A 26845-nucleotide genomic window follows, 5' to 3' on the forward strand; every position below is an offset into this window, starting at 1 on the left:
CACGGTCCCACATCCAACGGCAAGCACCCACACTGTCAATTTTCGTAGACCTTCAGGGCGCATCTTTCCCTCCTTCGGGAATCCAGCGTCAACCCTCGAAACACATGGGCTACATCATCTATCGGCCGATCGAGCTTCACGTGATGGCAAAGCTCCTCGACGCCCGACAGCAGCACCAGCACGGCCACACTGATTTGGCCAGTGGAAGAAATTTTATCAAGCCTGAGCCACGCAGCCGGGGCCAGCGGACAGAGCACCAGGGACGCGCGGGCCAGGCGTGTGTGTTACGACGTGAGGCGTCCGAATTTGAACACCCGCGGCCATCGGGCCGGCGTGAAGCACGGCTGCTGCCAGTAGTGGCCATTGGGCGACCAGATGCAATGGGAAGAGCACCGCCACTCCCACCAGGCCTACGGGATTGAACGCCAGGATCCGCCCGCGAATCGAGGCGGGCGCCGCGCGGCGGCGCGGTCTTCAGCTGGCGCGACGGTGGACCATCGGGGGCGTCGGCCGAAGCCCAGAACGCCATAAGCCGCGCGAACCATGCCCGTCTCACCCCACCCACGCCGCCAGCAACGCCACCGGCACCGCCCATGCGGCTGATGGTGATGGCGTTCACAAGTCTCTCCCGCCGAGTCGTGCCGATCATGGCCGGGTCCGCAACGCGCTCCGGAACCGCTCGCGATTCACCACCTGCTCCACGTCCACAACTCGCCAGGCCCCTGCAGTTCGGTGAGCAGGTCGGGAACCAATCGATCCATTGCCGGGCGTAGCAGTCGTGCGGGCTGATGACGAATGTCGCGCTTCGCAATCTCGTCGCGCAGCCGCGCCATCCACTGCGCGCGCGTGAGTGCGCCGGCAGCGGCCAGTCATCCGAGGTGCACGGAATCTTCACAATGCCATTTTCGATCCTCGGCTCCTGGAACCTGAAACTGCTCGCCGACGAAAGGAGCCACTCAAAATTCCAGTAGGCCAGGGTGGTCCAGGAGAGATCGGCGGTAATCTTCGACTGCGGCGGCCGATAACCTTTCACCTGAAGGTCCACCTCGCGGGTGCGTGCCAGTTGCGTGGGGGTCGCCAACCTTGTGGTCGTACGAATGAAAGGCCAGCGCATAGGCCGTCGGCCGCCACAGTGGCCGCCGTGTCGCGAAACAGCAGGCCCAGCACCTGATAGGTGGTGCGCACATCGTGCGCGCGCTCCACGGCGAGCATGCGGTGGAACGCCTCGCGGCACTCGCTCTCGGTCACTTTGGTATCGACGTTCGACTCGATGTCGTGACAGATGCAGATCACCTTGCGACCGGTTGCAGGCGTGTGTAGCGGGCATGGCCGCATGGTTGAGCCGCGCGATCCGGTCGTGGTTGTCCTTCAGAGCCACAACCCAGTATTCGGCACGGTCGATGGCCACCCTGCGGCAGGAATAGTGTTCACCAACCGAGTCATAGATCTGGGTGAACAGTCCCGGATCGATGCGCTTCTTGGTTGCGCCGATGATGTGGTCAGCGGTTGGGGAATGGACGATGTCGAGACCGTGGTCGGCGGCAAAATCCAGGATGGCGTTGAAGAGGATCCGGTACCAGTAGCGAAAGCGCGTGTCGAGCCTGGCGCTGGCGGCCCGCTTCAGGCTGGGGCTGCGATAGATCTGCTGGCAGAGGTCCGACTGCAGATAGGTGACCACGCCGGTGCGGCCTTCGACAAAAAGGCCCGCTGCGGCGATAAGGCCCTTTCTTCCAAACTGCTGGCCGTGCCAGTTGACCGCCGGGTCCGTGAATAACGCGTCGGGAAAGCCGCCCAGCCAGTTGGAATACACGTTGCGCTGGATGTGCTGGCCAGGGCGATCCGCCGGCGTGAGACGCCCCGCTTCTCAAGACACAGGTGTGTATCGGCATAGGGCTTGGGCAGGGCGATCACGTCGTGCGGGAAGTACTCACGCGCGCCCGGAAGCCGCGCTCGGTAAATTGCGCGCGCTCGGCCGCCACCTTCATTTAAGACCTCGGCGCCTCCCGGGCGTCGCCGGCGGCAATCTCGGCCTGAGCCGCATGCACCGGGCGTCCGTACCAGGGCAGGTGAATGGCAAGGACGCGCGCTTTCTCATCGCCTCGAAGCCCGTGTTTCTCCAGAATCCGCTCCAACGTGCGTTTCGCCTGGTCCCGGTCACGAAGTGTCAGGCGCTCGCCGTCGTGATCGCGGTAGTTGTAGAGGCTCGCCGGGACAATGGCCACCGTGGCACCGCGCTCCAGCATCGTCCAGATCAGATCGAAGTCGTCGATACCGGGGTAGTCGCCGAGCGATTCGTCCAGGCCGCCGGCCTCCACGATGGCCGTCTTTCGGAACAGGAAGAAATGTTTCAGGTAACGGGCTCGTTCTTCAAGGGTGGTTCGCTTCTGAAACGTCTCCGAGACTCGGAGGCGCACCAGGGGCCGCTGGCCGGCGTCCGGCCGTCTGCGAGAAACACGGTCAGGCCTGTCGACACGATGTCCACGTGATGCGGCAGACAGCACTCGACCGCCCGCGGGTTGAGCCAATCATCAGATAGCAGAAGGCCGACGCGATCCGCTGAGGCGAGTTGAATACCGTAGTTGATGGCGGCGGCAAAGCCACCTCGCACCGGCTCAGGTTCGATGCGCAGACCCAGGATGCTCGGCAGCGAGTGAGGCGAGGAGCCTGGTGTTCGACTCGCGCGCGCGGGTCGAATGCACCACGATCACCTCGCACGGAACCGTTTGCGCGAGAGCCGACCGCACGCTCTGCTCAAGCCAACTGTCGACCTGATCGAGCAGCGGCACCCACGATTGTCGCGCCAAATCGTTGGGAGGACACCGGAACGGGAGCGTAGCCCATGTGCGTCGCGTGTGCAAAACGACCTCTGAGGTAACGACCTCAGAGGTCGTTTCTGCGAACTGCCTCAATCACCTCACCGCGTGCGCTGCAACCGCGCGAGGCCGCGCGCGGTTTCCACCAGTTCCGCAAACCCCGCCTTGTCGGTGGCGAGCGCGGGCGAGACGGTGATTGCGTTTACGCGGCGCACCAACGCGTCCCAGCGGCCGGCATCAGTCGTGCCCCTGCGCAACATGAGACCAAACTCCGCAACCGCCGCCGCGAACGCGCAGGTGCCGCACCGGGCCACCCGACCGCACCGACTGCTCGATGAGCGCGCTCACGTCTCCATCCGGCTGCTTGTAACGCGCCTTTACGGTCAGCCAGTCGCCGCTGGTGTTGGCCGGGCGGGACGGACGATCGATCACCGCGGGGTTCGCCTGGTACTTCAGCGGGTCCACGCTGGGCCGGCTCTCTGTGTCACCAGCACCCTCCCTCCCACTCCGACCGGCACCACTTCGTACAGCACGGTCACCGTATGGCCGGCGCCCATTTCCCCGCCGTCCTTGCGGTCATTGTTGAAGTCTTTGTCTGCAAGCAACCGGTTCTCGTAGCCGATGAGCCTCCACGACGCGACCATTGCGGGGGTTGAACTCCACCTGGAACTTCACGTCCTTCGCCACGGTCTCGAGCGTGGAATCGGTTTCGTGAAGGAGCACGCGACGCGCCTCCTGCAGCGAATCCAGGTACACGTAGTGGCCGTTGCCCTTGTTGGCCATCTGCTCGAGCGCTGAATCATTCAGGTTGCCCTGGCCGACTCCGAAGATCGAAAGGAACACACCCGACTCGCGCTCGCGCTCGATGAGGCGCACAAGGTCACGCTCGTTGGTTACACCGACATTGGAAGTCGCCATCGGTGGCCAGCATCACGCGATTGACGCCGCCCGGGATGAACGCTTCCCGCGCAAGGCGATACGCGGTGACGATGCCCTGCGCGCCGTTGGTGGATCCGCTCGCGTTCAGGTTCGCGATCGCGCGCTGGATGACGTCGCGTCGACGGACCGGCGTGGACGCGAGCGCCACGCCGCTCGATCCCGCGTAGGTGACGATGGCGAGGCGGTCGTCAGGGTTGAGGAGTCCACAAACAAGCCAAGGGCGGTCCTGAGCATGGGCAGGCGATCGGCCGGCGCCATCGAACCCGACACGTCGATAAGCAGCACGATGCTGCGGCCTTCTCGCGTTTGCGGCGCGGCCGCCCGGGCGCGGGCACCGACGAGCACGAGTTTGTGCGAGGGCGCCCACGGGCAGTCGGCCACTTCAGTGGTCAGCGCCATCGGCCGGCCATTACGTGGCTGCGCGTAGTCGGGATGGAAGTAGTTGAGCAGCTCCTCGACGCGCACGGCATCAGACGGCGGCAACTGGCCCGACGACAGGAATCGGCGCACGTTGGCGTACGACGCGGTGTCCACGTCGGCGCCGAACGTGGAGAGGGGCTGGGTCCTGGTGTCCTGGAACCGGTTGGGATCGATCGGCGCGTAGCGCTCGCGGTCTTCGAAGTAGATCTGCCCGGTCACCACGCGTTCATACATGCGCTGGGGTGCGACGCCGCCGCCACCCGCACGTCCTGCCGCAACGCCACCCGAGATGGGTGTCCTCTGCGACGTCGCGACGGTCGGGTAAGGAGGAGGGCCGGAAGAGACTGCCCCAAGGCGTCCACGGTCTTGGCGGCTGCGGTGACTTCCACCGCTGGCGCCATCACGAGCGGCAGTTTGACCGCCGCGACACCGGCTGCGACTCGGAACTCGCGCACCAGCGTCGGCGCGCTTCGATGCGTGGCCCGCACGCGATAGTCGCCGGGCGCAACATTCTGGAACGTGAATCGCCCTTCGGCGTCGGACGTCGTGCGGCTGACGACGACCGCCTGGCGTTCGAGCGTGATGGACGCACCGGCAAGGGGCGACAGGGCGCCATCAACAACCGTGCCGGTGACGAGCGTTCCGGATGGCTGCGCGCCTGGCGCGGCCACAAGGAACAGGAGAACAAGCGCACACAACGGAAGAACGAAAAGTCGTCGAATCATCACTCACCTCGCCCTTAGAACGAGGTGGGTCAGAAACCTTGCAGCGGTCAGTCGTTGGGAGGTCCGGCGACCCAGGTCAGGCCGGCATCAGAGGTCGAAAATGTCCGGCCGTCTTCGGCCGTGACCACAGCGCGCAGGGCGTCGATGGCCTGGACGGATCTCAGGTGGACCCGATGCGGGAATGCCACCCGCTCGAAAGTGAGACCGTTCCCTGGAGAGAAACACGGCGCCGTCACGGCCGACCAGCCAGCACAGGTTCTGCGACGAGGCCGAACCTGCGGTCAGCACAAACGGCTGGCCGGCAGGAAGACTCGCGACGGTCCAGGTGATGCCGCCATCCACCGACCGTTGCACGCCGGTTCCACCGAGAATCCGCCACCGCGCGGGCTTGAGCACACCACCGCCGCGGCCACCCGCTACGCCACCGGCCATGCCACCGGCGGCCATGCGCGAGGCAGAGGCGAGCGGATCGGGAGCGATGAACTCGATCGTCACGGAGTCCAGACTGACGCGTTCTGCCATCGCGGGGATGGCAAACGTGGTCGGTTTTGTATCCGCTGCGGCCTGCCGCGCGACACCGCCCACCGCGGGCGCAGCCGCCGTGACCTGCACAGGTGGAGGTGGAGGAGCGGCCGTCGGTAGTGGAGCTGGCGGCAACACCACGGGCGGCGGCATCGCCGGAGGCATTGCCGCAGCGGGCGCACCGGCCGCGACCTGGGACGGGAGCGGTGCCGGTCTCGGTGCGGGTTCGGATCGGCGAGCTTCCGCCTGCTTTGATTGGGCGGCTTGACGCGCCCGGTCCGACGCAACTTCGGACGTCGCCGCAGGAGGCGCCACCGGAGCCGGTATCAGGGCCGGCTCCGAAGCTGCGAGGTCGCTCGACGCGACGGTTGCGGCGGGCTCCGGAGCCGACGGCGGCCGGTTCGTCCAGACCACGAGCGTCACTGACGCGGCAACGGCCAGACCTGCGGCACCCAGACGCACCGCGGGGCGCGACCAGAACGGAAGCACCACAGCGGCCTGAGGCTGGCTTCGCACAAACGCCGCCAACACCTCCTGGCAGCGCTCACAGTTGGACAGATGCAGTTCCACCGCTGCCGCTTCAGCGGCCGGCAGGCCGCCGTCGGCCCACGCCGCCAGCGTTTCGGCGTCGACGCAGTGTTCGCGTGTGGCGTCAGTGGTCACTGGGATCCCTCTCATTCTGAACGATCCGGCCAGGGGATCTTGCAAGCATCCCTCCCAGGTCCAAATCCCCGGCATCGTTCATCACGGTGCGCAGGCAATCCGTCAACGCAGGCGCGGCGAACCCATGGGTCTCGCGCATTGACACCTCGACCGCCGCCCGAAGGTCGCGCCGAATGCGCGTCAGGTGCCTCGAGGCGGTGGCTTCGTGTTCACCAAACATCTTGCCGATGGCCGACAGCGTCAGATCCTGGACGTAGTAACAGCCGAGTCGCAATCGATCGCGCGGCTCGAGCCGGGCGATCGCGTCGGCCAACGCCAACCGAACTGCGGCTCGACACCCGGACTCCTCCGGATCCGGCGCGGCTGGTGGCGCCAGCCGGATCGCCCCTGCCCTGCGGCGGGGCATCGTCATCTGGCAGCGGTACCAGGGCGTCGCGTGGCGCGAATGCGATCGACGTGACGCTGCGCAAGCACAGCGCGAAGCCAGGTGGCGAGGCTGCTGCGGCCCTGGAAGTACTTAAAGAGCGACTGGCGCTGGCCGTCGCGCTCGCGCACACCAAAGAGTTCGCCGAACAACGCGTCGGCCAGATCCCGCGCGCCACCAGTAGGGTCAATGGCGTCAGCCGAACGGTACAGGCCTGGTCGGAACTCCCGCACGAACCGCTCCCATGCCGCCTCGTCACCGGCGGCACACGCGGCCGCCAGTGCGACATCGGCCTGATGGTCGGATTCGGGCGCGCCGGAACTCACGTGCGTATTGTGACGCCAGACCCGTCTGTTATAGTCGCGGGCCATGAAGTCTTCCGCGATTGTGCCCGTGCTCTTTGTGTTGTCGCTTGGATTCGCCTCCCCGGCAGTTGCGCAAACCGACAGCCCGCCCTGGTATGCCGGTGTTGGCGTGGGCCGGCTGAACACCGACTTCCGGCCGTACTACACCTACTACGCCGGCGGCACGCCGGACGAGTACCACAATGAGGGGCATGGCCTGGACGTCGAGTTCGTTGCGGGCCGGCGCGTTCACAACTCGAAGCGCTGGTCGCTTGCCCTGCAGGCGAGCGCGGGCATCAATACATTCAAGTGGTCACTTGATATCCCGGCCGAACCGGCGGCGCTTGAGTACTCGCTTCCCTACCGGATGGCGGTCAGCCTGGTGCCGGAACTGCACCTGGGCCGCGTGTCGGTCTACGCCGACATCGGCGGCGGCCTGGGGCGGGTGCATCAGGTGAAGACCACGCCGGATGCGACCGTATCGAGATACGACTACGACGAGATGCGGCCGACGTTGAACATCGGCGGCGGTATCAAAGTCAGCGCCTCCCGCAAGGTCGCGCTGTTCGCGCACGTCGGCCACGTCAGGCACTTCGGTGTTGAATTCGATTCCTTCAGCAATATGACGGGCATGCTCCCGGTGGTGAGCAAGGTGGAGCACGTCACGGACTCCCCACGTGGCACCGGGTTCAGGGTCGGGTTGATCACGCGCTTTTAGGTCACGGTTTATCAGCGCCCGGGGCGCTAGCAGCCCCGGAAGCCGACTTCCCACCAGGCCACCCAGCTGTCGCTCACCGTCGTGGTGATGCGCACACGCTGCGCAGTCTGCATGGTGCCGAACGTCTGGGTGATGAGCTGGTTGTTGGTCGTGATACCGGTCCAGCTGAATGCCGGCGCGCCGTCAGATGTGATGTCGTGGTTGGTGAAACTGACTGCCGGCAACTGGTCCGGCAGGCCGGTCATCACCGAGAACCGCTGCGGTGAGCCAAAGTCCACTTCGAGCCACGCCACCGGCCAATAGCCGGCATTCCAGTTTGTCAGGGGATCCAGGTCGAACGCGAGCGCTGGGACGTAGTCTTCCAGGGCGTTGTTGGCGCTGAACGTCGCGCCCGCGGGCAGGCTGAAGACCCGCGTCGCGTCGCCATGCCTGAGGTGCGCGGGGACCGCGCTACCGGCAACGCTGATGGCGTGGACGCTGCCATCGCCGCTGACGTGGCATACGTCAACCTTCGCCGCCTGGGCCTCGAGGGCGGCCGAAGCGCCGACGGGCGACGGAGCGGAGGGACTGCCAGGCTGAGCACAGGCACCGGCAAACAGGGGCAGGAGAACAACCAGTACGCGCGAGACCTTCATGAAACTCCTTTGTCGAAGCGCCGCGGCCAGCAGCCAATGCTGGCGGGCGGCGGCGGTTGACGTAGTGCGGGCAGTCTAGACGCCGAGGTGATTTGCACGTCAATGCGGCCCTGCGCCTTGACCCGCGCCAGCACCTGCACCCGCGAAACAGGGTGTTCATCCCCGGAGGATGAACACCCTGTTGGCCTGCTGACAACGAACTCAACTGATAGGGAATGTTGAGCGGGCGGCACACGAGGTAATCTTGCCGCTTTCCACACCGCTGATAAGTCCGTTGCGCCTCCAGTTATTGGCCAACTGAGTCACGGCCCGGACAAACGCGCCATGATCGGTGGCTCCTGCTGCAGCCTGGGCAATCAAGTCATTAAACGTTGCGCCATTGGCCAGCGTTTTTTCGGGATTGCCTTTGCCAACCTTGATGGCGGCGGCGCTGACGCCGACGGCGATGGCGCCACCGACGACGTTGACAACTGCCCCCGCCACTGCCAACAGTGACCAGGCAGATGCTGATGGCGACGGCGTGGGCGACGTGTGTGACCCGGATGATGACAACGACGGCGTGAACGACGCCCAGGTCCTCAGGTGATAGATATTGAAATCACGCCCGGATGCAACCGCGCGCCACCATCTACCCGAGCGGGAAACGTGTTGTGGGGATGCGGCGAAAGTGCATGACGGCCCAGACGCTTGTAGCCGATGGCCCCAGAGCCGGGAGAACAATCGGCAAGAGCGCAGCAAACGCCTTCGGGTGCCTACCCAGACCACACCTTCAGCCGCTCACCCCCTTCAGGTGTTTCCCACAGGAGGGCGCCTTGCGAGACAATCGGCGCATGTGGTGGCGCGTCTCCATAAGTGTGCTGGTCGGCCTTGGCCTGGTCACCGGAGAGGTCGCTCCCGCGCCCGTCGCAGCGGCGCCGACGCTCACGATCACACACACGGCCCGCTCGCTGCAGCCCGGCGAGCTCGTCCTGCTGACCATCGTCTCAGACGTGGCGCTCTCGACGCTGGAAGTACGGGCATTTGATCGCACTGAGCGTGTGCAGCCGCTGCCGCCCACGGCCGCGAGACCTCATGCCTGGCGTGCGCTGATCGGTATCGACCTCGACGTTCGGCCCGGCGCCTACCGGGTGTCGGTGTCCGGCGGCAGCGACGCTGGGACAACAATCACCGAGCACACACTGCGGGTCGCCACCAAGGCGTTCCGCACGCGACGGCTCTCGGTGGATCCGGACTTCGTGAATCCGCCGGAGAGTGAAGCGGCGCGCATCACAAGGGGAGACCGCCACGATCGAGGCCGCGTGGGAAGGGGAGCAACGGGCCGGATCCTGCGCCTGGCCTGTCGTTTGTCGCGCCGGTGCCCCACAAGGCCAACTCCGCGTTCGGCACGCGCAGTGTATTTAATGGCGAAGTGCGCAACGCACACAGCGGCGCTGATTTTCTCAGCCCAACCGGCACGCCCATCAAGGCACCCGCGCCAGGCACGGTCGTCCTCGCGGAAGACTTGTACTTCTCTGGCGGCGCGGTCATCGTCGATCACGGTCTGGGTATCGTGTCGCTGTTCGCGCATATGTCGAAGATCGTCGCGACCCCTGGTGCTGATGTGGCGCAGGGCGAGGTGCTGGGTCTGGTGGGGGCCACCGGGCGAGTGACGGGCGCGCATCTGCACTGGACGGTTCGCGTGAATGGAGCGCGCGTAGACCCACTCTCGCTCGTTGCGCTACTGCGAAGGCCGCAATCTCGGCCTTGAGGAGCAGGCCGAGCTACGTACCGGAAACTTCCTCAGTTCCTCAGTTCCCCAGTTCCCCAGTTCCTCAGTTCCTCAGTTCCTAACTTCCCCAGTTCCCCAGTTCCTAATACGGAATCCGCACGGCGGGATCTCCCGCCGGGAAGTCTTTGTATTGCGGGTCACGAGCGGCGCCGACTCCAACTGCGCGGTGGCCCAGATGATCGCTTCGGGGAGCCGCACGCGCGTACGTCGGCGAATCTCGATCGCCCGCCTCGCCACCTGCCGCGTGATCTCAATCACACGAAACTCCCGAAGGAACAGATCGATGACGTCCGCTTCGGCTTCGGATCTCGATCCGATCTGCAGTTCCATCCAGGTGACGATGCTGATGCCGCGGCGGGTGTAGCGATCAAATTCCTGTTGGGCCTCTTCGCGGCCGACGAGGTAGTCGATCAGGATGTTGGTGTCGAAGACCGCTTCGATGTGGGGTCTTCACCCTAGACCCACTCGTTCCGGAGTCGTTCCTGCTGTGCCAGCGCGTCTTCGGTCCGGTCACGCCACAACCCGAACGCCCCTGCGGCACCGGCCTTCGCCTGTTCGGCAAGCATGGCCGTGACGGCGCGCCGGATCGCCTCGGCCCGCGAGACGTTTTCTCTCCGGCAATGGGCATCAAGGTGTGCCAGTTGGTCCTGGGAAGCTCGATAATCGTCCGCATGATGACGTCATCATATCACGTCATCATCAGTTGCGGCCAGGACTCCCGTGGGGCCCGCGTCCATTCGGAAAGACCGATCTGCGTTTCTGAGTGACGAAAGTCTTCGTGTAATATCGCGCCAATGCCTCCGAGTGACGTGCCGCTGCCCACCTCAAGCGAACTCGAGATCCTGCGCGTGATCTGGAAGCGCGGCCCCAGCACCGTGCGCGAGGTCTACAAAACGCTCGAGCAGGAACGGGAGATCGGGTACTCCACCGTCCTGAAGTTCATGCAGATCATGACCGAGAAGGGGTCACTCGTCAGGGACGAAACGGTGCGACCGCAGGTCTACCGTACCGCCAGGCCCGAACGTCAAATCCAGCAGGGCATCGTGCGCGACCTGGTGAGCCGGGCCTTCGGGGGCTCATCGGCCAGCCTGGCGATGCAGGCACTCTCCGACAAGAAGGCGTCGCCAGATGAGCGCCGGCAGATTCGCGAGTTGCTCGACGCGATGGATGACCGCGCAAAGGAGAAGAAACCGCGATGAACCTCACCACGCCGTGAATTGGACGCGAATGGCGTCGGGCGCAACAACTCCAGCGGCTCGACCTCGACGACGCTGGTGAGCCATCCAGTCCGTAGTAGCCGAACTGCGCTCGCATCTCGCTGCGAACCAACGTCGATGTGCACCGTTCGAGCCGCGCCACCGTGCCGATGGTGCTCGGCTGGTTGCGGCCGGTCATTCTTCTGCCCATCGGCACCGCAGCCTCGCTCGCGCCGCGACAGTTGCGCGCAGTCATTGCTCACGAATTGGCGCACGTGCGCCGGCGCGACTACCTCGCGAACCTCATCCAGATGGCAGCCGAGGCGGCGCTCTTTCACCATCCGGCGGCCCATTGGGTCTCCCGCCGCATCCGCACCGAGCGCGAATACTGCTGCGACGACGTGGCCGTCAGCGTTGGGGCGGACCCGGCCGACTACGCTCGCGCGCTTGCGGCACTCGACGATGCCAGGGACGATTGCCGAATGGCCGTTGCGGCGGCATCGGGCACACTTCTCGATCGCATCCAACGCATCGTGGGCCAGCCGCGGCCGATGCTGACGCCGATGCGCGGTATCGCCGCGCTCCTGGCTGCCTCACTGATCGCAGCGGTCGTGCTGACGGTGACCAGTGTGGTGCCGCCGGGCCTGCCTCTGGACGTCAAGATGCGATCCAGGTGGGCCGGTCCGGGCGGGCCGCCTCCGGCGGGAGCGATAAACCTGCCGAGAACGCCGCAGGGGTAGCCAGACGTACGTAGGGCGCGCTGGGTCTCAAGCGCGCCGTGATTCGCGGCCTTGAGACCCAGGCCGCGCTACGAAGACAAGTCGCGCGCTACGAAGGCTCCCACCGTACGTAGCTCGGCCTGTTCCTCAAGGCCGAGGGGACGTTCTACTCTTCCCACAGCGGTTTGCCGGTGGCGTCGCGAAGCGTCAGGGTCTTCGCGCCGACCTTCACCGTGCGCGGCTGCATCGCCGGACTGCTGTTGTAGCGGTAGCCGGTGAGCCCAACCACTTGAACGGTGGCACCCTTGGTGAACGCCACTCCCTGCTTCAGCACCCAGGCCTCGGGACCGAGGATCACGCCCAGCGGCGCGGCATTCACTGTGAGCATCAGGATGACTCGCGTCCCATCGGGCACCTCGATCGTCTCGGTTCCGGTGACCGTGCCTGAGACCGTGACCTCCTTCGATGGGTCGTAGGGCGGCGGGCCGCCCTGCCGGCGCTCTTGCGCACCGAGTGTTGAAGTCACCATAAGAGCAAGCGCAAGGAAAAACGACCTCTGAGGTCGTTTTAGGTACCAACCAGCGGAAACGACCTCAGAGGTCTTACGAGCTTTCAGCATGTGTATTCTCCAGTTCAATGAGCGTCAGTCGTGACGAAGCGCGGCGAGGGCGCTGACGCGAGTCGCTCTCCACGCGGGAATGAGGACGGCGACGAGACCAATGGCCGAAAGCAGCAGGGCCACGGTCACGAGAGCCACCGGGTCTGCGGGCGTCACTTCGTGCAGAAGCCCTGTGAGTGACTGGGCCAGCCACATCGCGGCCAACAGGCCGGTGGCCAGCCCAACGAACACCACCAGGACACCCTCTCGGACGATCACACGAAGGACCTGCGCAGACGTCGCCCCAAGCGCCATGTGCACGCCGATCTCGCGAGTGCGACGGCTGGCGCTGTACGCCATGACGCCGTATACGCCGACAGCCGCCATCACCAGGGCGACCAGAGCGAAGAGCCCGAGTGCAGTGGCGCTGAACCTTGGCCCGGACACGAGGCCGGCCACCTCATCGTCCAGCGTTCGAACATTGAAGACGGGCATTTCGGGGTCGAGCGACGACACCATCGCGCGCACCTGACCAGCCTGTGCGGCGGCGCCGGCGCTGCGGAACACGAGTGTCACTGTGGCCATCCACGACAACACGTCCTTCGATTGACGCAGCGGGATGTACGCGCCCGGGTCCGAGGTGGCGCCCTGCGCGGCTTGACCCGCAGGCAGCACATCGCCCACTACGCCAATGACGCGGCGGCTGCCCGACTCCGAATAGAGCATCGCGCCAATTGGGTCGCGTTCAGGAAAGTGGAGTCGCGCCAGGCGTTGCGACAACACCATCACCAACTCAGACCCTTCGGTGTCTTTGTCAGTGAACGTCCGGCCCGAGAGCAGCTGAAGGCCGGCGGCCTCCAGGAATCCCGCGCTCACCATGCGCACTTCCGCGACCTGCAGTGTGAACGGATCCGCGAACATCGAGGGGCCGGTCGGGTCATACGCAAAGCGGCCAGTCGGCTGGCGATTCGGCATGGCGGTGGTCAAGCCAGCGTGGCTCACGCCTTGAAGGCCCCGCGCCCGTTCGAGCAGTCGTTCGTGGAAGGCCAGGCGCGCCTCGGGTCCCGGATAACGTGCGAGCGGAAGGGTGACCTGGACCGCGAGGGCGTTGCGCGAGTCGAAGCCCTGATCCACCAGCACCAGGCTGACGAACGAGCGAAGCAACAGACCGGCGCCCACGAGCAGCACGACAGTCAGCGCGAGTTCTGCGGCGGCCAACGCGTTCAGTTTCCGGCGGGCCACCACCACCGGGACGAGGCTCGATTCGGTCGCCGCCCGCGCGAGGGTACGGATGCCGTCGAGGGTGATGACCCGGCCTGCCGACAACACTCCGAACGCGACACTGGCCACCACCACCAGCAGCGCCGTGAAGCTGAGCACAAGCGGATCGAGGCCGGCCTCCTCGAGCCGCGGCAAATCGGGTGGCGCAATCTGGACAAGCGCCACCAGTGCCAGTTTGCCGGCGATGAGTCCAGCCAGTCCGCCGAGTACCGCCAGGGTTGTGCCCTCAACGAAGAGTTGCCGCACCAGTCGGCCGCGTCCTGCGCCGAGGGCGAGCCGGATCGAAAACTCGCGCGCGCGGCTCGCGCCTCGGGTCAGCAGGAGCAGTGCGATATTCACGGTCGCTATGACCGAGACGAGGGCGACCGCGGCCAAAAGCACCCACAACACACGTCCGTACTTGCCCACCATCTGATCCTGCAGGGTGCGAGCCAACAGCGTGGACTGGACTCTCGGGTCTCCGCCATCGGTCAGGTGGCGCATGCCCTCGGTGACCGCTGCATCGACAATGATGCCGGGCCGCAGCCGCGCGATGGCAGGCAACACCATCCCGCGCCCCCCTCCGATCTCCAGTAGTTGGGGCACCCAGAACGCGGTTTCTGGTGTGGGAAACGCGAAGGCTTCTGGCATCACGCCTGTGACGAGGAACGAGTCGCCATCGAGCGTGATCGATGTGCCGACGATCGAGGTGTTGGCCCCGAAGTACCGGTGCCAGGTGCTGTGACTCAGCACGATCTGCCTGACATCGCGTGTGCCGGCATCAAACGGCCGGCCGGCCGCCGGCGCCGTGCCAAGAAGGGCGAACAAATTGGGCGTGGCCGACAGTCCGATGAGCCTCACCGGGCCTTCAGGCGTTGTCAGCGTCTTTGCGGAGTCGTTGAAGAGCGCCATCTCTTCGAGCGTGACCGTGTCTGCGGCCCACTGGAGCGCCTCGGACACCGGCAGCGCATCAAAGCCCACGCTGCCACGCGGGCTTTGCGACTCCATGCGGAATCGCACGATGCGGTCGGCGTCTGCGTACGGCAGGGGCCGCAGCAGCACGGCGTGCACAGCCGAGAAGATCGCCGTGGGCGCGCCAATTCCTAACGCCAGCGTAAGGAGGGCCACCACGGCAAACCCGCGCTGGCGGGCCAATTGCCGCAGGGCAAGCGCGATGTCGCGAAGGACGTCGTGAACTAGCGCGGAAAGTGCCATCAGGAAGTCGTCACGGAGTTTGACGTAACTCTTCGTCAAAAGTCACGAAGTTTTTCGTCACACGCGTCATGCGTCCGATGACGGACGCTTGAAGCGTTGTCGGGGTCCCGGAGTCCCGGGGTCCCGAAGTCGGTCTTCGGAGGCCGGGTCTTTAGACCCGGCAACTACTTTTCTATGAGCGCCTTGAGCCGCGCCAGATCCGCCTGAAGGCCCGACTGGAGCGGGCCGGTCACCATCGACTCGGGAATGAACGGCATGTCTTTAAGTTCACCCGTGTTCTGGACCTGCACGCGAGAGCCCGTACCCGATCGCTGAATGCCGATGCGGGCGGATCCCACAAACGGGCCATCCACGATCTTGAACGCCAGCACGTGGGGAAAGTGCACGGTCTCCACCTCGGTGGTCCACGTCAGCGGCTGGCCCATGAACTTGCCGTGGTGCCGCACGCGCGCACCCGGCGCCAGCGCGGGATCGAGCACCTCCACCCGCTCCACCGCGCTCATCCATTCCGCATAACGCTGCGGGTCGAACATCACGCCCGCGATAGTGGCAGGGGACGCGGCAATTTCAATTTCGGCACGAACATCAATCATGGTGACAGTACCTATATCACCGGCGCGGTGTCTGCGCGCGCTTCCGCCTCGTCCTGCTGCTGTTGCTGCATCTGCCGCACCACCATGGCCGCGTATTCGCCGCCGGCGGCCATCAACTGCTCGTGTGTGCCGCGCTCCACGATGCGGCCGTCCGCCATCAGCAGGATCATGTCGGCCCGCCGAATCGTGGACAGCCGATGCGCGATGATGAACGTCGTTCTCCCTGCCAGCAGCGACGCCATGGCCGCCTGAATGAGTTGCTCGCTCTCGGTATCCAGATTGCTCGTCGCCTCGTCCAGAATGAGAATCTGTGGCGAGGCCAGGATGGCGCGCGCGATCGCGAGGCGCTGTTGTTGTCCACCCGACAGTTTCACGCCTCGCTCCCCACAAACGTGTCGTAGCCACCAGGCATCTTTGCGATGAACTCGTGCGCGTTCGCCCTGCGCGCGGCGTCCTCCACTTCTTCGGCGGTCGCATTGTGCCGTCCGTAGGCGATGTTGTCGCGCACGGACCCGTCGAAGAGAAAGACGTCCTGCTGGACGATGGCGAGCAGTCGGCGATAGGAGCGGAGTGTAAAATCGCGGATGTCGGTGCCGTTCACGAGGATCCGGCCGCGCGTGGGGTCGTGAAACCGCGCCACCAGATCCGTCACTGTGGTCTTGCCTGCTCCACTGCGGCCAACCAGCGCCACCACCGAACCGCCAGGCACGGTGACGTCGAACGCGCGCACCACCGGCTGACCTTCCCGGTACTCAAACTCCACGTCGTCGAACTGGACGCCCGTCACCAGTTCCGGCGCGTGGCGTGCATCGATGCGGTCTGGCTTGTCGTTCTCCATCGCGAGCACGTCGAACACGCGTTCCATGGCCGCCAGCGACCGCTGCAACTCGGAGAATGAATTGACGATGTTCCAGACGGGGTTGAGGAGCAGGAACGTGAACCACTGGAACGCCATGATGTCGCCGATGGACGCGCCACCCTGCAGGTACAAGTAGCCGCCATACCAGATGATCACGACGTTGACGCCCGACACGAGCAGGCCCCAGGAGCCCCACAAGACGAGTTCGCGTCGCTGAGCGAACATCTCTTTGCGAAGCACAGCGTGCCGGCCCAGCAGGTACAACAACAGCTCACGAGTCTCGCGGCCGAAGGCGCGAACCACTCGGATGCCGGAAAACGTTTCGCCGACGCGACCGTCGATTTCCTCCACGTCCTTCCGCACCACGCGGTAGATGGGCCGCACACGTTTCGAGAACACGAAGCTCACCAGCATGGCGCCGGGAATGATCGCTATCGCGGTCAGGGCCAGCCGCCAGTTGAGGGCCATGAGGATGCTCACCGCCACGATCAGCCGGAACACCGAGATGGCGGGCGACATGATTGCGAGTTGAAGAAGGCCCGTCGTGGTGTCGACGTCACCGGTCAGGCGCGACAGGATGCCGCCGGTCTTCATCTCCCACAGTTTGGGGAGCGGCAGGTGCAGGAGGCGGTCGAACAGCGCCCGCCTGAGCGACAGCATGATCCGGGAGTTCAGCAGGCGCTGCCGGTAGTCCTTGAACACGCCGATCAGGCTCGACGCGATGACGAGCGCCAGGAATCCAGCGCCGCCCAGGTTCAGCCGCGTCAGTCGCGACGCGTTGTCGAGCGTGGTGTCGAGCAGGACGTCGTCGATGATGAACCGCATGAACAGCGGCTCCACCATCTGCAGCACGGCAACCAGCAGCGACAGGAAGACCACCAGTGCCACGGCGGAGCGGTGGGGCCACAACCGACGAACGTAGGCGCGCAGGTTCTGGCGCCGCTTCGCGTTTTCTCTGCAGACGGTGCTCCAGACGCGCCGCCTTCCCCCGCCGGCTCATCGTCACTTTGATCGAGCGTGCCGAGCCGGTACGCCTGACGGAAATCCTGATACCGCTGCTTCGAAGCGCGACGGGGGTTGGGGGGCGTGGCCATGAAGGGAAGCAGCTACTTTAAGGTACGTAGCTCGGGCTGATCCTCAAGCCCGAGTGTCGCCTCGGCCTTGAGGACCAGGCGAGCTACGTACTGCCGTCAACTATCGATTCACGCCGAGCTTGCCTCGCAGCTCCTCGGCGAAATTGACGATGAAGACAAACGGAGGCCGGTTGGCGCCCTGGTCCAGCGCGGTAGTTGTCGCGTCGCCTTTGATCGCGATGAACCGTTTGCCGTCGCGCGAGACGTCCCAGGACGGAGCGATAGGAGAGACCAGAATCCCTCGAAGGTCGAACAGCTTCACGGGAGGGCCATGGCTGAAGACCGGAGTTGTGGCGACGGCCGCGACATACAGCTCACCGGCCCCTTGCCCGGCAACCGGTCTCTGGTAAAACAGTTCCTTGCCGTCGGAAGACCATGCGGGTTTGACGCCACCGGTGGTGGAAATCTGCCGGGTCCCCGCGTTCACGTCTGGGAACTGCGAAACAAAGACCTGGAATTCGCCGGACTTCGACGATTCGTAGGCGATAAAACGGCCATCGGGCGAGACGGTTCCATTCCGCTCTTCGACTGGCGTCGCGACGAGTGGCGTCCTCTGGCGCGTGTCCATCGTCATCATCGCGAGGTCGTTGCTGTTGTTCATTCCATATTCGGTGAACAGCAACTGGTTGGCGCCGGCAAAACCGGTGGGGGCGTGATTGGTGGCTGCGGTCGTCAGCTGGTCCACCGTTCCAGAGTTGTCGGCGGCTTGCGAGAACAGTTGATAGTCCGGCCCTGCACGATTGCTTCGAAACACGATGCGGCGGCTGTCGGGCGTCCAGACCGGTGCGCCGTCGCTGGCGTTGTCCAGTGTCAGCTTCTCCAGGGTCTCATCCTTGAATCGCCACACCCAAATGTCGGAGTTGAGGACACTGTTGATCTGGACGGCCACGCTCGTGTTGTCTGGTGAGAGGTGCAACGCGGCATATTCCTGAAGGGGTGCATTGTTGATGGGGTTTCCTGGCCTTTCCGATCCAGCCAGATCAGGGAACGCCTGGCACCTTCCACGCTGTAGGAACCTGGCGCGTACGTGAGGGCACCGGTCTCTGACACGGCGAACTGCGCGGAACCGTTCGGGCCCATGGTGACACGGTCGGCCACCGGCACCGCATCTCCCCGGACTTCCAATGTCTTCAGATCAAACCGAACCGCACGAAGCGTGCCTGCCACGCCATACACGAGGTAGCCGGGCCCGCCCCGAGCACCGCCGAGGGGCGCGACGTATTCCGCCTGGCTGCCGCCTCGAATCAGGATCTTCTGCTCACCGGTGTTGAGATCGAGCACGGCGACCTCCGAGTTCTCGGCCGCCGCCGAGACGATGGTGAAGAGCACGGCTCGGCCACCAGGCAGCAGAGTGGGAAAGAGGTGATCGCCCAGGCCAGCGCCGGGCTTTGTCAGTTCCTTGGGTTCCTGTCCTCCTCCGGATGGTACCGAGAGCAAGCCGATGGTTGTGCCGGCGGTGGCGAACACAATCGTGTCATCGGCACCCCAGGTGGCCCCGCGCGGTGGAGCCGTGAGCTTGCAGATCGTCACGGCGGGTCCGCCCGTAATCGAGACCTTCTTCAGCTCGGTCGCGCCCTGTGAAAACCCGATCCACTTTCCGTCGTATGAAAAAAACGGCTGGCGCGCGCCCGTGATGCCCGGGATCGGTTCTGCTTCGATACTGTCGATCGCTCGCACCACAAGCTTGCCGTCCGGGGCTGACACATACACCACGCGTGTGCCGTCTGGCGAAATCGCCAGGCTCCGCTCGAATGTGGCGGAGGCGTACGCCAGCGCCGCGGGAGGCACGATCGAGAGGTGCATCGCCTGCGCAGGCGGTGCGGCCTTCCACGGCGCCCACATTGCGACTGCCGTCACGAGCGCGATGGTGGCTGCGGCCGCGATGGCCCAGGGGACGGCGGCGCTGCGAGCTGGCACAGGCGCAGCAGCCGCACTCGCGACGCTCACCACCGACGTGTCAGGCGCGCCCGCTTCGATCTTCGCAATCTCGACGCGCGCCTCACCGATGTCGCGCAGGCGCTGCTTCACGTCGCGATCGAGGCACCTTTCGAGCAGGCGCTTCAGTCGTGGCGGCGTGTCGGCGGGCAGCGCGGCCCAATCCACATCCTGCCGCAGCACGGCCGCGAGCGTGTCCGAGACGTCTTCTCCCTTGAAACAGCGCTGGGCCGTCAGCATCTCGTACAACACGACACCGAACGCCCAGATGTCGGCGCGCCGGTCAACGCTGCGCCCCTTCGCCTGCTCCGGCGCCATGTACGCCGCCGTACCGAGGATGGTGCCGATCTGGGTGGCGCGAGCGGTGAGCGTCGGCGAGTTTGAGGGGTCCTGGGGTCCCGAAGTCCTGGAGTCCAAGGCTTTGGCCAAGCCAAAATCCAGCACCTTCACCACACCGTCGTCTCGCACCTTGATGTTGGCGGGCTTCAGGTCGCGGTGGATGATGCCGAGTTCGTGCGCGGCCTCGAGCGCCTCGGCGATCTGGCGCGCGATGGGCAACGCGTCAGCAAGGGGATTCCTCCGAATGGAGGCCGGGTCTTTAGACCCGGCGAATTTGCCGGGTCTGAAGACCCGGCCTCCGAAGATCGAATCATCTCCGCCAGGGTCGGCCCCTCGACAAGCTCCATCACGATCGCGTGCGTGTCAGCTGAGTCTTCGAACCCATGAATGTGCGCGATGTTCGGGTGGTTGAGCGCGCCCAGCACCTGCGCCTCGCGCTGGAATCTCGCGAGCCGATCGGGATCGTCGGCGAGGAGAGCCGGCAACACCTTCAGCGCGACGTCGCGATTGAGCTTCGCGTCCCTGGCCCGATACACCTGACCCATTCCGCCTTCGCCCAGGAGGGCCACGACGTGATACGGACCGATGGTTTTACCGATCATCACCGTGGCTCTGCTGGGCTTCGGCGAGACCTCGCCGGAGCAGGCGGCCGGAGGCCGCCGCCAGCGTAGGCGGGCCGCCTTCGCCAATGAGCCCGACGACTTCGTAGGGGCCGATGCGGGTTCCGGCGCTCAAGGACATGGGGCGGGCGGATTATATCGGGAATCGTGACGACTCCCCGCGCCATTGAATCTCGTAGGGCGGCCTGGGTCTCAAGGCCGCCGAATGGCCGCGGCGTTGAAGTGCACGCCGCGCTACGAAATGCGTGTCCCTACAAGGAGCGCTCAGCCCCACAGGGCGGATACAGGGGCGGCGACGATGCGGTCGGAGAGCGTGAACGTGCGGGGCCCCGTGTGAAGCACGATGCCGGCGACGAATTCTCTGTCGAACCGATCGCGCATCGTCATCAAATGGCGGGCTGCGGCGGCGGTGGGCGCGGCGTCGGCCTTCACCTCAATGGCAATGAGCCGGCCGCCCCAAGCTCGACCAGGATGTCCACCTCGAGTCGGCCCTCCTGCTGCCGCACATGGAACAGACGCGGCCGCGTCTCGCTGACCGGCACTTCTGCGCGAATCTGCGAGACCACGAAGGTCTCGAGTAACCGGCCGAACAGATCGCCCTGGCGAAGTGCGCCGTTGGTGTCGAGTCGCAGTGCTGCGCCGGCCAGTGCCGGATCGACAAGGTGGCGCTTTGGACCAAGCACGAGGCGCTTAAGCCGATTCGAGGTCCACGCAGGCAAAGTCTCAGTGACAAACAGATTGCTGAGAAGCCGGTCGTAGGCCAGCGCGGTCTTGCGGTTGATTCCGGCCGCATCAAACAGCGTCTTTTCATCCACGACGCCCGCCGTGTTGAGCGCATACGCCTCCATATAACGACGGAGCCGAACGGGGTCACGACCCGATTCGATCAATTCCACGTCGCGGGTCAGAAGGTGCTCGAGATAGCTGTCCAGCCAGTGTTGTCGAGCCGCGCCATTCAGTCGAAGAGCCGGTTCCGGGAATCCGCTCTGAAAGATGAGGTCGACATATCCGCGTAGATCTGGCGAGGGATGAGCCGGTTCAAGGGGCGCGCCTGACACCACGCGGTCGATGAACGACGGCCCCCGGACGGCACCCACCTGCTCGCGAATCGTCATACCGAACATCGGCAAGCGCGTCACGCGCCCAGTGCCGGGCCACCACTCGCCATCGAGTTCAGCACGCACCGAACCGGTAATGATGAACCGCGCGGGGTCGGGCCTGGCATCCACAGCACGCTTGATCGCGCCAAGCACGCCCGGCACCATCTGCCACTCGTCGATCAGGATCGGTTCCTGAAGTCCGCGAAGTGCAGCGTCCGGATCTGCCCTGAATGCCTGGGCCTCCGCGTCGGTGTCGAGCCGGACCATGGACCTCGCGTGACGAGCCGCGGTGGTGGTCTTGCCAGAAGCCCTTGGGCCGACGAGCAACAACGCGGGCAGCTGCTTGAATAGGGTTTGGATGGCACCGTCGAGCAGGCGGGCAGAATAGGCCACGCCCTATAATGCCACTTTTACACGGTTAACAATGCCTGTATTACGCAAGCATGGATGCTACTTTGCCAGTGGATCCAACCAATCCCCAAGCGATCTCGTCTCAGGCATAAGAACTTTAGGGATATCTCTCTTATGCCACCACTACCCCAAGGCACGCTCGACCTGCTCATCCTCCAGACCCTGGCCAACAAGCCCCGGCACGGCTACGCCATCGCCCGCTGGATCGAAGAATCCACCGACGACCTGCTGGCCGTTCAGGAAGGCGCCCTCTACCCGGCACTCGCGCGGCTCGAACGCCAGGGCTGGATCCAGTCGGAATGGAAACGCTCGGAACTGAACAAACAGGTGAAGGTCTACCAGTTGACCGCCAAGGGTCACACCGAACTGGAGATTCGCACCCAAAGTTGGAAGGCCCTGGCCGGCGCCATAACCAAGGTCTTCAACGCTCGGTGAGGCTGCGATGAGTCACATCGACGACGAACTCGAATTCCACATCGAAATGCAGACCCGCCGATACATCGAGGCGGGCATGGACCCCGTCGCGGCGCGGGCCAAAGCCATGACACGCATGGGCGACCTCGATGCTGCCGCGAAGGCTGTGCACGCCATCAGACCGCCGAGTCAGGAGCCACCCGTGAACGAGACGCGATGGATGCACGGCCTCGGCCAGGACGTTCGCCACGCGATGCGCATCCTTCGGCGCTCTCCCGGCTACGTCGCCATCACCATCGCGATGCTCGCCATGGGCACCGGCGCCAGCACCGCCGTTTTTTCGGTGGTCGATGGCGTGATTCTCCAGTCGCCGTTTGAGGATGTGGACAACCTGGCGTACTTGCGCATACAGGGTCCGGACGGACGGTTGACCAGCGCCGTGCCACGCGATCTCTACGAAGGCCTCTCGGCGAACCTTCCGGCACCAATTGCGTCGGCTGGCATCTTCGCCATCAGCTCCCCGGTCGTCACTGGCGTGGAGACTCCGAGGCGGACGCAAGTGGAGTGCCTCTCGTCCTCCATGGTCAACGTCCTCCGCGCCCGTCCCCGGATCGGACGATGGTTCAGTGCGGATGAGGATCATCCCGGGGCTCCAGGCGTCGCGGTGGTCAGTGCAAAGTTCTGGAAGAACACGCTTGGTGGCGACCCCAACGTGCTGGGCCGAACGATCGTGCTCGACGAGCACGCGGCGACGATCATCGGCGTGATGCCCGCGGGCTTCGATGGACCACTGTCGAGAATCAACCGCGACATCTGGGTACCACTCGGACAGGCGACCCGCGCGTCGGAACGATTCGGCTGCCGTCCACCAGGCAACACGGTGAATGCGCTGGTCCGCCTCAGCCCTGACGCGACGATGGAGTTGGGTGCGGCGGCGCTCGAGAACGCGAGTGGCAGGGAGCTGAAACTGACGCCGCTCACCGATGGCACGACCGGAGACCTGCAGAGTCCGTTTCTGGCGTTGGTGGGAGCGGTGGCCGCGGTGCTCTTGATCGCCTTTGCCAACGTCGCCAACATGGGACTTGAGCGGCTGCTGGGACGCCGGCGCGAGCTTCACATCAGGGTGGCGCTTGGCGCCACTCGGGCACGCATCATCCGTGGCACGGTCATCGAACACCTGCTGGTGGCCACGGCCGGCGCCGCAGCGGGTGTGGCGCTGGCGTTTGTGGGATTTGACGCCATCATCGCGCTCCTGCCGCCCTCGCTTCCCAACCTCGACGCCGTCACGATCAATGGCCGCGTGCTGGCAGTGAGTGTGAGCCTGGCGCTGTGTGGAGGACTCGCGTCCGGGCTTGTAGCCGCCGTTCAAGCCTCAACGGCAGCGAGTCACTCAAGCGTCGCCAGCAGCGACCGCGGGCACACCGGGGCAGCCGAATGACACGGCGGGTGCTGGTGGTCTCGGAACTCGCGCTCGGAGTGCTCATTCTGGTGGGCGCACTCCTGATGATCCGCACGTTCGTCACGCTGCGCCCGAGCGCGCCCGGCTTCGACCCCTCACACAAGGAGGTGGCTCTGGTTCGTCTGCCGCCTGCGACTCCTGAGGACGAACGTCTTCGCTTCTTCGAGACCGTACGCGAAGAGCTCGCGAGTCAACCGGGCATTCGCGAGGTCGCCGGCACGACGCATCTGCCGATGTACGGCAGCATCGCGGTACTCGACCTGGCGATCGGCAACACCAAAGGCGAGGTCTTCACCGGCACGGCCAGCACCAACTACTTCGACCTGATGAAAATCCCAGTCGTGCGTGGGCGCGGTTTCAGGGATCAGGACCAGCAGGGGGCTGCGCCAATCGCCGTGGTAACGAGGCCTTCGTGCGCCGATGGATGCCTGACCGCGAGCCCTCGGCGCAACGCTGACGCTGAACGGCGGCGGCCTCACTGGCTCGCCCGTGACCATTGTGGGCGTGATCGGCGACACGCGGTCCATGGGGGAGCGACACCCGCACACGTCCTGAAGTCCACCTGCCGTTTGCGCAAACGCTGATGGGCAATGCGTTGTTCGTCGTGAGCACGGACGCACGCGCAGCCGCCACACTGCCGACGGTCCTGCGCCAGATCGTGGCGCGTCAGCGGCCAGGCCAACTGGTGGACCGCATCGAAAACCTCGAGACCCTGATCGGGTCGCAGGTGGCCCTGCCGAGACTGGGGGCCTGGCTCTTCGGGACGTTTGCCTCGCTCGCGGTCCTGCTCAGCGCGGTGGGCCTGGCGGCCACGCTCGCGTGGTCGGTGGCACAGCGACGCCGCGAGATCGGCATTCGCATGGCGCTTGGCGCGAAACCCGCCGACGTTCGTGCCCTCATCGTCCGCCAGATGCTGGGCATGTCGGTGACGGGCGTGGCGCTCGGACTCCTGGCTGCGGCTGGCACCACACGACTACTGGCCGGCTGGCTCTACGGCGTCACGCCGCGTGACCCGGTGACGTTTGCCGCGTGCGGCGCCTTGATGCTGTCGGTGTCGGCTCTGGCGGCCTACCTGCCGGCGAGACGGGCAACGAGCATCGACCCACTCATCACGCTGCGGGGCGACTAAGAGATGACCGACACCGAGAGAGAGCTCGAATTCCACATCGAGATGCAGACACGCCGGTACATCGAGGCCGGCCTCGACCCGGTGGCGGCACGCGCAAAAGCGGTCCAACGAATGGGCGACCTCAAGGACGCCGCGCAACGCACTGAGGCCATCACCATGACCGAGACACAAAAGACGCACCAGCCCTGGTTGCCGACGATGATGCAGGATGCGCGGTATGCCGTGCGTGTCCTCTCGCGAACACCGCTGTTCACCGCCACAGCCCTGCTGACGCTCGCCATCGGAAGTGGTGCGACAACGGCCATCTTCAGCGTGGTCAATGCGGTGTTGCTGCGCGACCTGCCGTATCCCAACGCGGACCGGACGCTCGTCTTCTACAGCTCCTATCCAAAGACCGATCTTCTGCAGGCCGCCACGTCACCAGAAGAATTCGCCGATGTCCGAAGCCAGGCGCAGGCCTTCGAGCGCCTCGCGGGAATTCGACCCCAGCTGTCAGCGCTCACTGACGACTGCTTGACCACTGACTGCGAGCCGGAACGCGTGAATGCGTACGCCGTATCGCCCGAGTTGTTCGATCTGCTCGGCGTGCTCCCCAGCGCGGGCGCCCGTTCGCGCCATCAGACGGCGTCACCGGGCACCACGAGTTGTCATGCTGACCGATGCGTTGTGGCGGCGCCGCTACGATTCAGACCCCGCCATCGTGGGCCGCACCATCAACCTCGCCGGGCCGCGCGTGGGGATTGGCATCATGCCGTCCGGGATGCGATTCCCGGACGAGCCGTCGGCTACCTGACCGAACGTGCGGACATCTGGATACCCGTGAGCTGGGAACAGTTTCAGGACGAACGCGGCAATCAGTACCTGGTCACGCTCGCGTCACTCAAGCCGGGTATTTCAATGAGTCAGGCTCAGGCAGATCTGGACAGGGTGGGGGAAGGGTTCAAGACCCGGTTTCCCGACCGGTATGCGGAGCCGAAGGTTACCTTGGCGGCTCGGGTCCATGTCGCTGACCGAACAGATGATCGGCGACGGACGCCTCGGCTTGATCGTGCTGTTCGGCGCGGTGGCGTGCGTGTTGCTCATCGCCTGCACCAACGTCGCGAACCTCATGCTCGCGCGCGGCGCATCACGGCGCCGCGAACTGGCCGTGCGCGCGGCCCCGGGCGCCAACCGACGGCGGCTGGTCCAGCAGCTTCTGGTGGAAACACTGGTGCTGACCACGGCAGGCACGGCGCTCGGACTCGGCGTGGCCGCGGGCAGCCTGCAGTTCCTGCTCTCGCTGAACCCCGGCAACATTCCGCGTCTCGATACCGCACGTATCGACGCCAGCGTCATTATCTTTGCGGCCGCGCTCGCGCTTGTTACCGGAGTTCTCGTGGGACTGTTCCCCGCCCTTCGACAGTCGAGCGCCGACCCGCAGTCGGCCCTGGGCGATGCGGCACGCGGCACCGACACCACTTCGCCGCGACGACGCCTTCGCGGCGCACTGGTCGTCGCCGAAGTGGCGATGGCCGTGATGGTGCTCACCGGCGCGGCGCTCCTGATCCGCAGCTTCATCGCGATGGCGAGTGTGCCCGTCGGCGTCAGCGCAGACGGCGTAGCCGTGGCCCCGCCCGTCGATTCCACGCGCCACCTATAACGAACCATCGAAGGTCTTCGCGTTTCACCGCACCATGCGCGATCGCCTCGCGGCCACACCCGCGTCACCCCGCGTCTGCCGTCTACCCTCTGCCGCTCTCCGGCAGGGCTGAGCGGCTCACTGGGCATCGTCGGACGCCCTGAAGTGGAGGGCATACCCGAACCTCACGCTGAATTCGCGGTGGCGATGCCGGGCTACTTCTGACACGGTCGGCATCCCGCTGCTCCAGGGCCGTGACTTTTCAGACGCCGACAC

Annotated in this window: 33 protein-coding genes and 5 pseudogenes; 13 read left to right on the top strand and 25 right to left on the bottom strand. The window is 65.2% G+C overall.

The window, feature by feature from the left end; all coding sequences use genetic code 11:
• The first annotated feature begins 788 nt into the window (after nt 1-788).
• On the top strand, nt 789-971 hold the full coding sequence (locus IPL75_13595; GenBank protein ID MBK9241260.1) for a hypothetical protein: 183 nt from the start codon (nt 789-791) through the stop codon (nt 969-971).
• Between the two features lie 58 nt (nt 972-1029).
• Here IPL75_13595 and IPL75_13600 read toward each other — a convergent pair whose 3' ends face one another.
• Nucleotides 1030-1293, bottom strand: a complete 264-nt coding sequence (locus IPL75_13600; GenBank protein ID MBK9241261.1) for a hypothetical protein — start codon at nt 1291-1293, stop codon at nt 1030-1032.
• 40 nt (nt 1294-1333) lie between these two features.
• Here IPL75_13600 and IPL75_13605 point away from each other — a divergent pair, with 40 nt between their 5' ends.
• A complete protein-coding gene (locus IPL75_13605) occupies nt 1334-1774 on the top strand; it encodes a hypothetical protein (GenBank protein MBK9241262.1) in 441 nt (146 codons plus the stop codon).
• A 211-nt stretch (nt 1775-1985) separates the two neighbouring features.
• Here IPL75_13605 and IPL75_13610 read toward each other — a convergent pair whose 3' ends face one another.
• The 11 genes from IPL75_13610 to IPL75_13660 all read right to left on the bottom strand — a co-directional run bounded on the left by IPL75_13610 (nt 1986) and on the right by IPL75_13660 (nt 6832).
• Nucleotides 1986-2414 (bottom strand): hypothetical protein, encoded by a 429-nt coding sequence (locus IPL75_13610; GenBank protein MBK9241263.1) that lies wholly within the window; start codon nt 2412-2414, stop codon nt 1986-1988.
• 198 nt (nt 2415-2612) lie between these two features.
• Complete coding sequence (locus IPL75_13615) at nt 2613-2786, bottom strand: hypothetical protein (protein ID MBK9241264.1); 174 nt, start codon at nt 2784-2786, stop codon at nt 2613-2615.
• Nucleotides 2787-2914: 128 nt separating this feature from the next.
• The gene (locus IPL75_13620) at nt 2915-3073 is read right to left on the bottom strand and encodes a hypothetical protein (GenBank protein ID MBK9241265.1); all 159 of its coding nucleotides are present in this window, start codon (nt 3071-3073) and stop codon (nt 2915-2917) included.
• Entirely contained in the window at nt 3051-3278 is a 228-nt protein-coding gene (locus IPL75_13625; protein ID MBK9241266.1) for a hypothetical protein, read from the bottom strand. Before IPL75_13625 ends, IPL75_13620 begins: the two co-directional genes overlap by 23 nt.
• The gene (locus IPL75_13630; protein ID MBK9241267.1) at nt 3266-3457 is read right to left on the bottom strand and encodes a DUF3520 domain-containing protein; all 192 of its coding nucleotides are present in this window, start codon (nt 3455-3457) and stop codon (nt 3266-3268) included. The genes IPL75_13625 and IPL75_13630 overlap by 13 nt, the downstream gene beginning before the upstream one ends.
• Nucleotides 3390-3731 (bottom strand): hypothetical protein, encoded by a 342-nt coding sequence (locus IPL75_13635; GenBank protein ID MBK9241268.1) that lies wholly within the window; start codon nt 3729-3731, stop codon nt 3390-3392. The genes IPL75_13630 and IPL75_13635 overlap by 68 nt, the downstream gene beginning before the upstream one ends.
• Nucleotides 3732-3836: 105 nt before the next feature.
• The gene (locus IPL75_13640) at nt 3837-4391 is read right to left on the bottom strand and encodes a von Willebrand factor type A domain-containing protein (GenBank protein ID MBK9241269.1); all 555 of its coding nucleotides are present in this window, start codon (nt 4389-4391) and stop codon (nt 3837-3839) included.
• Nucleotides 4388-4897, bottom strand: coding sequence for a carboxypeptidase regulatory-like domain-containing protein (locus IPL75_13645; GenBank protein ID MBK9241270.1), 510 nt, complete (start codon nt 4895-4897; stop codon nt 4388-4390). The genes IPL75_13640 and IPL75_13645 overlap by 4 nt, the downstream gene beginning before the upstream one ends.
• Before the next feature lie 87 nt (nt 4898-4984).
• A complete protein-coding gene (locus IPL75_13650; GenBank protein MBK9241271.1) occupies nt 4985-6082 on the bottom strand; it encodes a zf-HC2 domain-containing protein in 1098 nt (365 codons plus the stop codon).
• Complete coding sequence (locus IPL75_13655; protein MBK9241272.1) at nt 6072-6488, bottom strand: sigma-70 family RNA polymerase sigma factor; 417 nt, start codon at nt 6486-6488, stop codon at nt 6072-6074. Before IPL75_13655 ends, IPL75_13650 begins: the two co-directional genes overlap by 11 nt.
• Nucleotides 6489-6490: 2 nt before the next feature.
• The gene (locus tag IPL75_13660) at nt 6491-6832 is read right to left on the bottom strand and encodes a hypothetical protein (protein ID MBK9241273.1); all 342 of its coding nucleotides are present in this window, start codon (nt 6830-6832) and stop codon (nt 6491-6493) included.
• A gap of 43 nt (nt 6833-6875) precedes the next feature.
• Between IPL75_13660 and IPL75_13665 the strand changes: the two genes are divergently transcribed.
• On the top strand, nt 6876-7568 hold the full coding sequence (locus IPL75_13665; protein MBK9241274.1) for a hypothetical protein: 693 nt from the start codon (nt 6876-6878) through the stop codon (nt 7566-7568).
• 26 nt (nt 7569-7594) lie between these two features.
• Here the strand turns inward: IPL75_13665 and IPL75_13670 are convergent, their stop codons facing one another.
• Complete coding sequence (locus tag IPL75_13670; protein ID MBK9241275.1) at nt 7595-8203, bottom strand: discoidin domain-containing protein; 609 nt, start codon at nt 8201-8203, stop codon at nt 7595-7597.
• A gap of 324 nt (nt 8204-8527) precedes the next feature.
• Here IPL75_13670 and IPL75_13675 point away from each other — a divergent pair.
• Nucleotides 8528-8789 (top strand): annotated as a pseudogene (locus IPL75_13675) (thrombospondin type 3 repeat-containing protein).
• A gap of 768 nt (nt 8790-9557) precedes the next feature.
• Nucleotides 9558-9950, top strand: coding sequence for a M23 family metallopeptidase (locus tag IPL75_13680; protein MBK9241276.1), 393 nt, complete (start codon nt 9558-9560; stop codon nt 9948-9950).
• A 72-nt stretch (nt 9951-10022) separates the two neighbouring features.
• Here IPL75_13680 and IPL75_13685 read toward each other — a convergent pair whose 3' ends face one another.
• Nucleotides 10023-10412 carry a PIN domain-containing protein gene (locus tag IPL75_13685; protein ID MBK9241277.1) on the bottom strand — a complete coding sequence of 130 codons (390 nt, stop codon included), beginning with the start codon at nt 10410-10412 and terminating at the stop codon, nt 10023-10025.
• 14 nt (nt 10413-10426) lie between these two features.
• Nucleotides 10427-10644: pseudogene (locus IPL75_13690) on the bottom strand (ribbon-helix-helix protein, CopG family).
• A gap of 121 nt (nt 10645-10765) precedes the next feature.
• On the opposite strand from IPL75_13690, the gene IPL75_13695 reads away from it, so the two are divergent.
• Together IPL75_13695 and IPL75_13700 are read left to right on the top strand one after the other, a co-directional pair.
• The gene (locus IPL75_13695) at nt 10766-11170 is read left to right on the top strand and encodes a BlaI/MecI/CopY family transcriptional regulator (GenBank protein MBK9241278.1); all 405 of its coding nucleotides are present in this window, start codon (nt 10766-10768) and stop codon (nt 11168-11170) included.
• 137 nt (nt 11171-11307) lie between these two features.
• On the top strand, nt 11308-11907 hold the full coding sequence (locus IPL75_13700; GenBank protein ID MBK9241279.1) for a M56 family metallopeptidase: 600 nt from the start codon (nt 11308-11310) through the stop codon (nt 11905-11907).
• 145 nt (nt 11908-12052) lie between these two features.
• Here the strand turns inward: IPL75_13700 and IPL75_13705 are convergent, their stop codons facing one another.
• From IPL75_13705 to IPL75_13750, 10 genes and pseudogenes are all read right to left on the bottom strand, one after another.
• The gene (locus IPL75_13705; GenBank protein MBK9241280.1) at nt 12053-12415 is read right to left on the bottom strand and encodes a hypothetical protein; all 363 of its coding nucleotides are present in this window, start codon (nt 12413-12415) and stop codon (nt 12053-12055) included.
• Nucleotides 12416-12529: 114 nt separating this feature from the next.
• Nucleotides 12530-14998, bottom strand: a complete 2469-nt coding sequence (locus tag IPL75_13710; GenBank protein ID MBK9241281.1) for an ABC transporter permease — start codon at nt 14996-14998, stop codon at nt 12530-12532.
• Nucleotides 14999-15123: 125 nt separating this feature from the next.
• Complete coding sequence (locus IPL75_13715) at nt 15124-15552, bottom strand: SRPBCC family protein (GenBank protein ID MBK9241282.1); 429 nt, start codon at nt 15550-15552, stop codon at nt 15124-15126.
• Nucleotides 15553-15563: 11 nt separating this feature from the next.
• A pseudogene (locus IPL75_13720) lies at nt 15564-15992 on the bottom strand (ATP-binding cassette domain-containing protein).
• Nucleotides 15923-17320, bottom strand: coding sequence for an ABC transporter ATP-binding protein (locus IPL75_13725; GenBank protein MBK9241283.1), 1398 nt, complete (start codon nt 17318-17320; stop codon nt 15923-15925). Before IPL75_13725 ends, IPL75_13720 begins: the two are co-directional and overlap by 70 nt.
• Before the next feature lie 285 nt (nt 17321-17605).
• Nucleotides 17606-18433, bottom strand: coding sequence for a PD40 domain-containing protein (locus IPL75_13730; protein ID MBK9241284.1), 828 nt, complete (start codon nt 18431-18433; stop codon nt 17606-17608).
• On the bottom strand, nt 18355-20037 hold the full coding sequence (locus IPL75_13735) for a protein kinase (GenBank protein ID MBK9241285.1): 1683 nt from the start codon (nt 20035-20037) through the stop codon (nt 18355-18357). Before IPL75_13735 ends, IPL75_13730 begins: the two co-directional genes overlap by 79 nt.
• Nucleotides 19965-20423 (bottom strand): protein kinase, encoded by a 459-nt coding sequence (locus IPL75_13740; GenBank protein ID MBK9241286.1) that lies wholly within the window; start codon nt 20421-20423, stop codon nt 19965-19967. Before IPL75_13740 ends, IPL75_13735 begins: the two co-directional genes overlap by 73 nt.
• Nucleotides 20410-20559, bottom strand: a complete 150-nt coding sequence (locus IPL75_13745) for a hypothetical protein (GenBank protein MBK9241287.1) — start codon at nt 20557-20559, stop codon at nt 20410-20412. The genes IPL75_13740 and IPL75_13745 overlap by 14 nt, the downstream gene beginning before the upstream one ends.
• Before the next feature lie 143 nt (nt 20560-20702).
• Nucleotides 20703-21913, bottom strand: a pseudogene (locus tag IPL75_13750) (ATP-binding protein).
• Nucleotides 21914-22063: 150 nt separating this feature from the next.
• Here IPL75_13750 and IPL75_13755 point away from each other — a divergent pair.
• From IPL75_13755 to IPL75_13780, 6 genes and pseudogenes are all read left to right on the top strand, one after another.
• The gene (locus tag IPL75_13755) at nt 22064-22384 is read left to right on the top strand and encodes a PadR family transcriptional regulator (protein ID MBK9241288.1); all 321 of its coding nucleotides are present in this window, start codon (nt 22064-22066) and stop codon (nt 22382-22384) included.
• Between the two features lie 7 nt (nt 22385-22391).
• Nucleotides 22392-23801, top strand: coding sequence for an ABC transporter permease (locus IPL75_13760; protein ID MBK9241289.1), 1410 nt, complete (start codon nt 22392-22394; stop codon nt 23799-23801).
• Nucleotides 23798-24406, top strand: coding sequence for a hypothetical protein (locus IPL75_13765; protein MBK9241290.1), 609 nt, complete (start codon nt 23798-23800; stop codon nt 24404-24406). The genes IPL75_13760 and IPL75_13765 overlap by 4 nt, the downstream gene beginning before the upstream one ends.
• The gene (locus IPL75_13770) at nt 24406-24951 is read left to right on the top strand and encodes an FtsX-like permease family protein (GenBank protein MBK9241291.1); all 546 of its coding nucleotides are present in this window, start codon (nt 24406-24408) and stop codon (nt 24949-24951) included. The genes IPL75_13765 and IPL75_13770 overlap by 1 nt, the downstream gene beginning before the upstream one ends.
• Before the next feature lie 3 nt (nt 24952-24954).
• Nucleotides 24955-25878: pseudogene (locus IPL75_13775) on the top strand (ABC transporter permease).
• Nucleotides 25879-25951: 73 nt separating this feature from the next.
• Nucleotides 25952-26590, top strand: coding sequence for an FtsX-like permease family protein (locus IPL75_13780; GenBank protein ID MBK9241292.1), 639 nt, complete (start codon nt 25952-25954; stop codon nt 26588-26590).
• Nucleotides 26591-26845 lie beyond the last annotated feature (255 nt).

This window comes from Acidobacteriota bacterium (assembly GCA_016716905.1).
In the GTDB taxonomy this organism is placed as follows: Bacteria; Acidobacteriota; Vicinamibacteria; order Vicinamibacterales; family SCN-69-37; genus SYFT01.

Excerpts from the sequence above, each read along its gene's own strand:
- IPL75_13765 (MBK9241290.1), top strand. The coding sequence starts at position 23,798 with ATGACACGGCGGGTGCTGGTGGTCTCGGAACTCGCGCTCGGAGTGCTC.
- IPL75_13655 (MBK9241272.1), bottom strand. The coding sequence starts at position 6,488 with ATGCCCCGCCGCAGGGCAGGGGCGATCCGGCTGGCGCCACCAGCCGCG.
- IPL75_13780 (MBK9241292.1), top strand. The coding sequence starts at position 25,952 with ATGTCGCTGACCGAACAGATGATCGGCGACGGACGCCTCGGCTTGATC.
- IPL75_13605 (MBK9241262.1), top strand. The coding sequence starts at position 1,334 with ATGGTTGAGCCGCGCGATCCGGTCGTGGTTGTCCTTCAGAGCCACAAC.
- IPL75_13715 (MBK9241282.1), bottom strand. The coding sequence starts at position 15,552 with ATGATTGATGTTCGTGCCGAAATTGAAATTGCCGCGTCCCCTGCCACT.
- IPL75_13670 (MBK9241275.1), bottom strand. The coding sequence starts at position 8,203 with ATGAAGGTCTCGCGCGTACTGGTTGTTCTCCTGCCCCTGTTTGCCGGT.
- IPL75_13645 (MBK9241270.1), bottom strand. The coding sequence starts at position 4,897 with ATGATTCGACGACTTTTCGTTCTTCCGTTGTGTGCGCTTGTTCTCCTG.
- IPL75_13595 (MBK9241260.1), top strand. The coding sequence starts at position 789 with ATGACGAATGTCGCGCTTCGCAATCTCGTCGCGCAGCCGCGCCATCCA.
- IPL75_13745 (MBK9241287.1), bottom strand. The coding sequence starts at position 20,559 with ATGTCCTTGAGCGCCGGAACCCGCATCGGCCCCTACGAAGTCGTCGGG.
- IPL75_13695 (MBK9241278.1), top strand. The coding sequence starts at position 10,766 with ATGCCTCCGAGTGACGTGCCGCTGCCCACCTCAAGCGAACTCGAGATC.
- IPL75_13760 (MBK9241289.1), top strand. The coding sequence starts at position 22,392 with ATGAGTCACATCGACGACGAACTCGAATTCCACATCGAAATGCAGACC.
- IPL75_13755 (MBK9241288.1), top strand. The coding sequence starts at position 22,064 with ATGCCACCACTACCCCAAGGCACGCTCGACCTGCTCATCCTCCAGACC.
- IPL75_13630 (MBK9241267.1), bottom strand. The coding sequence starts at position 3,457 with ATGGTCGCGTCGTGGAGGCTCATCGGCTACGAGAACCGGTTGCTTGCA.
- IPL75_13705 (MBK9241280.1), bottom strand. The coding sequence starts at position 12,415 with ATGGTGACTTCAACACTCGGTGCGCAAGAGCGCCGGCAGGGCGGCCCG.
- IPL75_13770 (MBK9241291.1), top strand. The coding sequence starts at position 24,406 with ATGGGCAATGCGTTGTTCGTCGTGAGCACGGACGCACGCGCAGCCGCC.
- IPL75_13665 (MBK9241274.1), top strand. The coding sequence starts at position 6,876 with ATGAAGTCTTCCGCGATTGTGCCCGTGCTCTTTGTGTTGTCGCTTGGA.
- IPL75_13635 (MBK9241268.1), bottom strand. The coding sequence starts at position 3,731 with ATGGCGACTTCCAATGTCGGTGTAACCAACGAGCGTGACCTTGTGCGC.
- IPL75_13620 (MBK9241265.1), bottom strand. The coding sequence starts at position 3,073 with ATGTTGCGCAGGGGCACGACTGATGCCGGCCGCTGGGACGCGTTGGTG.